General features: G+C 65.3%; 11 protein-coding genes. 8 read left to right on the top strand and 3 right to left on the bottom strand.

The annotated features are described in order from the left end of the window. Both Q0L94_RS07135 and alr read left to right on the top strand, forming a co-directional pair. On the top strand, positions 1-535 hold a 535-nt coding region (locus tag Q0L94_RS07135; protein WP_296751758.1), incomplete at its 5' end, for a DnaB-like helicase C-terminal domain-containing protein. Positions 536-540: 5 nt separating this feature from the next. Further along, positions 541-1,608: an alanine racemase gene (gene alr, locus Q0L94_RS07130; RefSeq protein WP_296751755.1), complete on the top strand. Its 1,068-nt coding sequence runs from the start codon at positions 541-543 to the stop codon at positions 1,606-1,608. A gap of 47 nt (positions 1,609-1,655) precedes the next feature. On the opposite strand, the gene Q0L94_RS07125 is transcribed toward alr, so the two are convergent. Both Q0L94_RS07125 and Q0L94_RS07120 read right to left on the bottom strand, forming a co-directional pair. Next, positions 1,656-1,943 (bottom strand): DUF4936 family protein, encoded by a 288-nt coding sequence (locus Q0L94_RS07125; protein ID WP_296751753.1) that lies wholly within the window; start codon positions 1,941-1,943, stop codon positions 1,656-1,658. After that, positions 1,944-2,981, bottom strand: a complete 1,038-nt coding sequence (locus Q0L94_RS07120) for a folate-binding protein (protein ID WP_296751750.1) — start codon at positions 2,979-2,981, stop codon at positions 1,944-1,946. A 28-nt stretch (positions 2,982-3,009) separates the two neighbouring features. On the opposite strand from Q0L94_RS07120, the gene Q0L94_RS07115 reads away from it, so the two are divergent. Continuing rightward, positions 3,010-3,453 (top strand): protein YgfX, encoded by a 444-nt coding sequence (locus Q0L94_RS07115; protein WP_296751748.1) that lies wholly within the window; start codon positions 3,010-3,012, stop codon positions 3,451-3,453. On the opposite strand, the gene nadB is transcribed toward Q0L94_RS07115, so the two are convergent. Next, positions 3,389-5,014 (bottom strand): L-aspartate oxidase, encoded by a 1,626-nt coding sequence (gene nadB, locus Q0L94_RS07110; protein ID WP_296751746.1) that lies wholly within the window; start codon positions 5,012-5,014, stop codon positions 3,389-3,391. The genes Q0L94_RS07115 and nadB overlap by 65 nt on opposite strands. Before the next feature lie 141 nt (positions 5,015-5,155). On the opposite strand from nadB, the gene rpoE reads away from it, so the two are divergent. The 5 genes from rpoE to Q0L94_RS07085 all read left to right on the top strand — a co-directional run. After that, positions 5,156-5,752 (top strand): RNA polymerase sigma factor RpoE, encoded by a 597-nt coding sequence (gene rpoE, locus Q0L94_RS07105; protein ID WP_296751760.1) that lies wholly within the window; start codon positions 5,156-5,158, stop codon positions 5,750-5,752. Between the two features lie 2 nt (positions 5,753-5,754). Beyond that, a complete protein-coding gene (locus Q0L94_RS07100) occupies positions 5,755-6,297 on the top strand; it encodes a sigma-E factor negative regulatory protein (RefSeq protein ID WP_296751743.1) in 543 nt (180 codons plus the stop codon). Continuing rightward, positions 6,297-7,253: a MucB/RseB C-terminal domain-containing protein gene (locus tag Q0L94_RS07095; RefSeq protein ID WP_296751740.1), complete on the top strand. Its 957-nt coding sequence runs from the start codon at positions 6,297-6,299 to the stop codon at positions 7,251-7,253. Before Q0L94_RS07100 ends, Q0L94_RS07095 begins: the two co-directional genes overlap by 1 nt. Positions 7,254-7,261: 8 nt before the next feature. Next, the gene (locus tag Q0L94_RS07090) at positions 7,262-7,702 is read left to right on the top strand and encodes a SoxR reducing system RseC family protein (RefSeq protein ID WP_296751737.1); all 441 of its coding nucleotides are present in this window, start codon (positions 7,262-7,264) and stop codon (positions 7,700-7,702) included. Then, on the top strand, positions 7,699-8,546 hold an 848-nt coding region (locus tag Q0L94_RS07085), incomplete at its 3' end, for a trypsin-like peptidase domain-containing protein (RefSeq protein WP_296751732.1). The genes Q0L94_RS07090 and Q0L94_RS07085, both read left to right, overlap by 4 nt.

Genomic DNA, 8,546 nt, shown 5'->3' with positions numbered 1-8,546 from the left:
AGACGACTGGCAGCGCCTCACCTACGCGCTCGGCAAGCTCAACGAGGCGCCGGTCTTCATCGACGAATCGCCCGGACTCAACGTGCTGGAACTGCGCGCGCGCGCGCGCCGGCTGATGCGCCAGTGCGGCAAGCTCGGCCTGATCGTGATCGACTACATCCAGTTGATGTCGGCCAGCAGTGCCGGGGAAAACCGTGCCACCGAAATTTCGGAAATCTCGCGTGCGCTGAAGGGGCTGGCAAAGGAATTGCACGTGCCGGTGATTGCGTTGTCGCAGTTGAACCGCGGGCTGGAGCAGCGCCCCAACAAGCGCCCGGTGATGTCCGACTTGCGCGAATCGGGCGCCATCGAACAGGATGCCGACGTCATCCTGTTCATCTACCGCGACGAAGTCTACAACCCCGATACGCAGGACAAGGGCACCGCCGAAATCATCATCAGCAAGCAGCGTAACGGCCCTATCGGCACGGTAAGGCTGGCCTTCATCGGTGAATACACGCGCTTCGAATCGCTGGCGCAACCGGGTGCTTACTAGCTTCGATGCGTCCCATCCAGGCACGGATTTCGATTGGTGCGATGGCGCACAATCTGCGTGTGGCGCGCAGTTACGCGGGGACGGCACGTCTGTTTGCCGTGATCAAGGCCAACGCTTACGGTCACGGGCTGTCACGCGCGCGCCGCGGACTGGCGGCGGCCGACGGCTTTGCGGTGCTGACGCTGGAAGAAGCCGCCAATCTGAGGCAGATGGGCGTGGAACAGCCTATCCTGCTGCTCGAGGGGATATTTGGCGCCGATGAAATCGCTCCCTGCGCCGAGCTGGACCTGTGGCCGGTGCTGCACCATGCCGGGCAGCTCGACTGGTTGCGGCGGCAACCACCCGTCCGCCCGATTCAGGTCTTTCTCAAGTTCGACAGCGGCATGCACAGGCTGGGGTTTCCGCTCGCCGAGCATGCTGCCGCCGTCGCGCGGGCGCGGAGTTTGCCCGGCGTGGCCGGCGTCACCCTGATGACCCACTTTGCCCAGGCGGACGAGGGAGCGGGCGTGGACTGGCAGTTGCAACCCTTTCTGCACGAAGTTGCCGGCCACGGCCTGCCATGGAGCAGCGCCAATTCGGCGGCGCTGCTGCGTTACCCGGAAACCCTGGGTGCATGGGCCAGGCCGGGGCTGATGCTGTATGGCGCTTCGCCTTTTGCCGACGCGTCAGCCGAGCAGCTGGGCCTGCGACCGGCGATGACCCTGCAGTCGGAAATCATCAGCGTGCAGAGCCTGCAAGCGGGTGAAGGAGTAGGCTACGGCCAGCTGTTCCGCGCGGAGCGCCCGATGCGGGTGGGTGTGGTTGCCTGCGGCTATGCCGACGGCTATCCGCGCCATGCGCTTACCGGTACACCGGTGCTGCTCAACGGCCGCATGAGCCGAACCCTCGGCCGGATATCGATGGACATGCTGTGCGTGGATTTGAGCGAGCACGCCGACGCCGGGGTCGGCAGCCCGGTGATGCTGTGGGGGGAGGGGCTGCCGGTGGAGGCAGTGGCCGCTGCCGCGGGCAGTAGCAGCTATGAACTGCTGTGCGCGCTGGCCGCGCGGGTGCCGGTGCTGGAGGTGGATTAAAGGCGCAGCGCGGCGTGGACGAAAAAGCCGGGTTCGCCCGGCATTTTTTATGGCGCCGGGCCGGGTGCAGAAAAACATTCCAGATGGCGTTCGCCGCGGGTGAACGCAGCGCAGTCGAAGGACGGGGTCGCTGTATTCAGGGCCTCGACAAACGCCGCAAAGTCGGCAATCCCTTCGTAAACCTCCATCCACGTCGATGTGTCGTCGCAGCGGGGCAGCCGCCGTGGCGGGCGGCTGCAATGCACGGCCATCGCGTCCAGCAATGCATCGATCCGCGCAGCGGCCAGGTCGGCTTGCGCGGGGTCGATGCGGTAATAGACGTAAGCGTTCCTCACCTATTCGGGTAGCGCGTAGGGCAGCGGTTTCAGCTGCAGCACGGCGCCGTCGGCCGCTTTCAGGTGCAGCGTGTGCATGGTTGCACTCTCGACCTGTGCCACGGCCAGCACATCAAAGCCGCCGGCCGGTGCCGGGGCGGCGTTGACCACGGTGCCGGTAGTCTGGCCCTCGATGTCGGCGCTGTACAAACTGTCGCCCGCGGCGGCTTCGGCATCGACATGCGCAAGGAACATGCGGCGCTTGAGTTTTCCCAGGTACTGGCTGCGGGCGACAATTTCCTGGCCCGGATAGCAGCCTTTCTGAAAGCTCACGCCGCCGATGGCTTCAAGATTGACCATCTGCGGCACGAACTGCTCCTGGGTGGCAGCGACGATCATCGGAATGCCCGCGTTGAGTCGCAACCAGTCCCATACCGGCGCGCCGACCGGGGTGGCCGACTCACGCAGAATCTGCCACACGGCAACGGCGCGCTCGGGCGCAAGCGACAGGACAAATTTATCGTCGCCGAGGCGGATCGCCTGTCCGGCGTCGCCGGCGCGGGTGTGCATCGCGGCCTCGGGGACGGCGCCCATCGCTGCGGCCACGGCTGTCTGCGCCTGTTTGCCGGCCACCACCAGCCGTACGGTTTCATCGCTGGCGTCACGCGCCTGCACTTTGGCGCGCATGATGAACATGGATAAGCGCTTCAGTACGCCGGCGGCGATGTCGCCGGACAGCTGCAGGCAGTAATCCTCGCCCTGCCGCCACATCAGGAAATTGCCGAGCAGGCGCCCCTTGGGGCTGCAGTAGCCGTTCCACTGCGCGCCGTCGGCGTGAAGGGCGCGCACGTCGTTGGTAAGCTGGCCCTGCAAAAAGGTGGCGGTGTCGTCTCCGCGGAAGGCGATCACGCCGAGCTGCGATAAATCCGCCACAATGGTGCCGTCCGTGGCGGAGCGCTCGGCGGCAGCGTCGCCATAGTGCAGCACGGTGCCGTCTTCGATTGCTGCGCCTTGGGATTGCAGAAAGTTCTTCCAGGAATCGATCACGATACGTTCCATTCAAAGGGGGATGCGATGAAGCCCAAAAGTGTACACGCTGATGCGCGGGATTGAACTCAAACCCTCGCGCCGGTTGGGGCTGTTGCTGCTGGGCATGACGGTGCTCGCACTGGTCGCCATTCATCTCGCAGCCATGCCGGGAGCGATCCGGCTGGCACTCGGTGCGGCCGCGATCGGTCTGGGTGTGTGGGGCTGGCGGCAGGCGCGTCGTACGGAAGCATTGCGCGTAGCGGCGGACGGCCGGCTGCAATGCCTGGATGATGCGGGCGAGTGGCGCGATGTCGAGGTGCTGGGCGACAGCCTGGTTTCGCCTGCGCTGATCGTGCTGCGTTATCGCGTTGCGGACAAGCGTGTGCGTAGCCTGGCCTTGTTGTCCGACAGCGCGGACGCCGACGACATGCGCCGACTCAGGGTATCGCTTCGCTGGACACGCCGCATACGCTCGGACACATCGTCCCCGGACGCGGGTTGAGTACGGTATTGCCGGCGACCGGCAGTATCTCGGGGTAGTCGCGGCTGTAGTGCAGGCCGCGGCTTTCCTGCCGCAGTTGCGCGCAGCGGACGATGAGGTCGGCGCTTTGCACCAGGTTGCGCAGTTCGATGAGGTCGTTGCTGACGCGGAAATTGCGGTAGAACTCGTCGATTTCGGCGCGCAGCAGGCGGATGCGGTGCGCCGCCCGCGTGAGCCGTTTGTTGGTGCGCACGATGCCGACATAGTCCCACATGAAGCGGCGCAGCTCGTCCCAGTTGTGCGAGATCACCACTTCTTCGTCCGCATCGGTGACGCGCGAGGCGTCCCACGGCGGCAGGTCGAGCGGCGGGGCGGGCGGAGTGGCCAGAATGTCGGCGGCGGCGGCGTGGCCGAACACCAGGCATTCGAGCAGCGAATTCGATGCCAGCCGGTTGGCGCCGTGCAGTCCAGTAAAGGTGACTTCGCCCACCGCGTGCAGGTTGCACAGGTCGGTGCGCGCGTCCATGTCGGTGACGACGCCGCCGCAGGTGTAATGCGCGGCGGGCACCACCGGGATAGGCTGGCGCGTGATGTCGATGCCGAGTTCCAGGCAGCGACGGTAGATCGTCGGGAAATGTTCGCGCACGAAGTCGGCCGGCTTGTGGCTGATGTCGAGATAGACGCAGTCGATGCCGCGCTTTTTCATCTCGAAGTCGATTGCGCGCGCCACCACGTCGCGCGGCGCGAGTTCGGCGCGCTCGTCGTGGTATTGCATGAAGCGGCTGCCGTCGGGCAGCAGCAAATACCCGCCTTCGCCGCGCACCGCCTCGCTGATGAGGAAGGATTTGGCGTGCGGGTGATACAGGCAGGTGGGGTGGAACTGCACGAATTCCAGGTTGGCGACGCGGCAGCCTGCGCGCCAGGCCATCGCGATGCCGTCGCCGGTCGCGGTATCCGGGTTGGTGGTGTAGAGGTAGACCTTGCCGGCGCCGCCGGTGGCCAGCACGGTGTGGCCGGCGGCGAAGGTCTCGACCTCGCCGCTGCCCTTGTTCAGCGCATAGGCGCCGTGGATCTGCCGCTCCTCCCCGCCGGCGCGCTTGCCGGTGATGAGGTCGATGGCGACGTGCTGCTCGAAGGTGTCGATATTGGGGTGCGCGCGCACGCGGTCGAGCAGGCTGGTCTGCACCGCATGCCCGGTAGCGTCGGCCGCGTGCACCACGCGGCGTTTGGAATGGCCGCCTTCGCGCGCCAGGTGCAGGCCGCCGGCAGCCTGCGGGTCGGCGGTGAAGGCGACACCGTTGGCGGTCAGCCAGGCGATCATTTCGCTTGCCTGGCTCGCCACCATGCGGGTGACCGCTTCGTCGCACAGGCCGGCGCCGGCGACCAGGGTGTCGTGGACGTGCGCTTCGATCGAGTCGCCGCTGTCGACTGCGGCGGCAATACCGCCCTGCGCCCAGTCGCTGGCGCCGTCGGTCATCTGGCGTTTGGTGACAATGGCGACGCGGCGCCGGTCGGCCAGCTTGAGCGCGGTGGTCAGCGCGGCGAGGCCGCTGCCGAGGATGAGGACGTCATAGTGGTGCATGGTGTCGCCGGATGATAACAGGCCTGGGCGCTGCCCGAATAACCTTGGTCTGGGGTGAACTTTTTTGTCGTGGCCGGCTCACACTCGCCAGAAGATGCGGTCACGTATACTTTCAACATAATCAAAAAGCAGCAGGGAGATATGTCGGACCGCGAACTGGATCAGGTGCTGGTCGAACGCGCCCAGCAGGGCGACAAGCGCGCTTTCGAGCTATTGGTGATGAAGTATCACCGCAAGCTCGGGCGGTTGTTGTCGCGCATGGTGCGCGATGCGGCCGAGGTGGAAGACATTACGCAGGAGGCCTTTATCAAGGCCTACCGCGCGCTGCCGGGCTTTCGCGGCGAGAGTGCCTTTTACACCTGGCTGTATCGCATCGCCGTGAACACCGCCAAGAACTATCTGGTGGCGCACAAACGCCAGCCGGTGTCGAGCGATGTGCTGGCCGAAGATGCGGAGAACTACGAAGATGGCGATTTGTTGCGCGACATCGCGACGCCGGACGCGGAACTCCAGACCAAACAGATCGCCAAAGCAGTCAATGAGGCGGTCGATGCGCTGCCCGAGGAATTGCGGACAGCCATCACGCTGCGCGAAATCGAAGGCATGAGCTACGAGGAAATCGCGCAGATGATGGAATGTCCGATCGGTACGGTGCGCTCACGGATTTTCCGGGCGCGCGAGGCCATTGCCGAAAAAATACGCCCGATGCTGGGCACCAGTCAGGATAAAAGGTGGTAACCATGTCAGCACTTCGCAAACCAGACATCCCCTCCCAGGCCGAGCCGACCGACGATATGCCGCTGCTGTTGTCCGCCGCGCTCGACGGCGAGGCGGCGCGCACTGAAACCGAGGCCTGCATCGCAGCCTTGAAACGCGACGATGCCTTGCGAAAAAACTGGTCCGAATACCATTTGATCGGCGACCTGATGCGCGGTGTGATGCCGGTTCAGGACGATTTCATGGCGCGCTTCTCAACGCAGCTGGCGGCCGAACCGACCGTGCTCGCGCCGCGCCGCAGCGTGTGGCCGCAACGGGTGGCGGTGGCGTCGTTTGCCTCGCTTGCCGTATGGGGTGCAATTTCGCTGACCGGATTGATGTCGCAGGCGCCGGCCACCGCACCGATGGCGGCGGCGCCCGCTTTCCAGCACGCTGCACAGGAACCGGTTGCGGCGCGCGACGATGCCCGTCTGGCCCCCTATCTCGTCGCGCATCAGGAATTCGCCCCGATGGCGGTGGCGTCGCCCTACCAGCGCACGGTGGCGGTTGTGGTGGAGCCGCGCTGATGCGGACGCTGCTGGTTTGGCGGCAAAGCTGGTGGATTCTGGGCTTTGCCGCACTGATGGCGTTTTCCGGGGCGGGGCGGGCGGACGCCGCGCTCGATTGGCTCAACCGTGCCGCCGCCGCGGCCAAGCAGCAGAATTACAGTGGCGTCTATGTGTATCACCATGGCGAACACGTCGAGGTGTTGCGTGTGCTGCACCGCACCGATGCGACGGGCGAACTGGAAAAAATCGAAGTCATGGACGGTACGCCGCGCCAGTTTCTGCGCATCAACAACGACGTCTACTGCCATTTGCCGGACGGCAAGAGCGTGCGGCTGGAACGCAATGCCCCGCGCCGTTTCTTCCCGGCCTTGCTGCCTGCCCAGCCGGCCAGCCTGCTCGATTACTACGAGGCGGTGCTTGCCGGAACCGAGCGCGTGGCGGGGCGTCCCTGCCAGGTGGTGACGCTGGAGCCGCGCGACGGCTATCGCTATGCCTACACGCTGTGGCTGGACAAGCAGACCGGATTGCCGCTCAAGTCGCGCATAGTCAACGGCAATGGCAGCGTGGTGTCGATGTTCGTTTTTTCCGAAATCCAGATCGGCAAGGCACCTAACGCCCAATTGTTCCGCAATGACATGGCAGGCAAGCGCATCCAGAAAGCCAGCCTCGACAAACCGGCCGCGGTGGCCTGGAACGTGACGCCGCCGCCGGGATTCGAGCGGGTGCAGGAGGCAGTGCGCGAACTGCCGGGCAAACCGGCGCCGGTCACCCATCTGGTGTTTTCGGATGGCCTCAGCGTGCTGTCGATGTTCGTCGAGCCTGCCGATCCCCAGGCGCAGCGCCTGCAGGGTCTGTCGGCCGAAGGCGCGATCGGGGTCTATGCGCGCGAGGTCGACGGCTATAGCGTGACGACCCTGGGCGAAGTGCCGAGCACGGCATTGATCGAAACGGGCAACTCGGTGAAAAGGAAGTAGGCGCCGCCATGCTGGAACAAACTGCCGAAGTCGTCAAAACCGCATCGGACGGCATCTGGGTGCAGGCGGTTGAACCCTCGGGCTGCGGCACCTGCGGCGGGCAGGGGTGCTCGTCGCGCCGCATTGCCGAACTGTTCCAGCGCAAACCACGGCATTTCCTGGTCGACTGCGATTTGTCGCTGGCGCCGGGCGACCGTGTCGTGGTCGGCATTGCCCGTGGCAGCGTGCTCAGGAGCGCATTGCGTGCCTACGGGCTGCCATTGGGGCTGATGCTGGCGGGCGCACTGCTGGCGCAGGCAATACGGCCCGGCGACGGTTCCGCGCTCGCCGGCATGCTGCTCGGCGGGATGGCCGGCTGGCTGGCTGCGCGAGGTGGCCGGGCGGCCCGCCCGGTCGTGCTCAGACGTGAAGACGATTTCAGGTTTCGCATGATGAAAGGACAGCCATGATGAGAACAGCTTGGGCAGCGACCGCGCTGGTGTTTGCCCTGTCGGCACCGGCGCAGGCAAAAGACGTGATGGACGTGGCCGATCTGGTTGAAAAGCAGGGGCCGGCAGTGGTCAACATCAGCACGACCAAGCTGGTGAAGCGCGGACCGGAGGGACTGCCGTTCGCGATTCCCGACGAAGAGGACATGCAGGAGTTTTTCCGCCGCTTCTTCCCCGGCGGGCCGGGTGGCCAGGGGGGGCAGGGCGGCCCGATGCAGGAAATCCCCGCGCGCGGCGAGGGCTCCGGTTTCATCGTCAGCAGCGATGGCTACATTCTGACCAACGCGCACGTGGTCAGAGGCGCAGACGAGGTCGTGGTCAAGCTGATCGACAAGCGCAAGTTCACCGCCAAGGTGGTGGGGGCCGACACCCGCACCGATGTGGCCGTCATCAAGATCACCGCCAACAGCCTGCCTGCCGTCAAGCTGGGCGATCCCACCCGGCTGCGCGTCGGCGAAGCGGTGGCGGCGATCGGTTCGCCGTTCGGCTTCGAAAACTCGGTCACCGCGGGCATCGTCTCCGCCAAGGGGCGTTCGCTGCCGTCGGAAAGCTACGTGCCCTACATCCAGACCGATGTGCCGATCAATCCCGGCAATTCGGGCGGGCCGCTGTTCAACATGAAGGGCGAAGTGGTCGGCATCAATTCGCAGATTTACAGCCGTAGCGGCGGCTACCAGGGGGTCTCGTTCGCGATTCCGATCGATGTGGCGATGGAAGTGGTGGAGCAGCTGAAAAGCAGCGGCAAGGTGTCGCGCGGCTGGCTCGGCGTGGTGATCCAGGAGGTGACCGCGGACCTGGCCGAATC

This window comes from Thiobacillus sp. (genome assembly GCF_024708915.1).
Note: the sequence above shows the minus strand (reverse complement) of the source record. Positions and strands in the feature narration are given on the sequence as shown.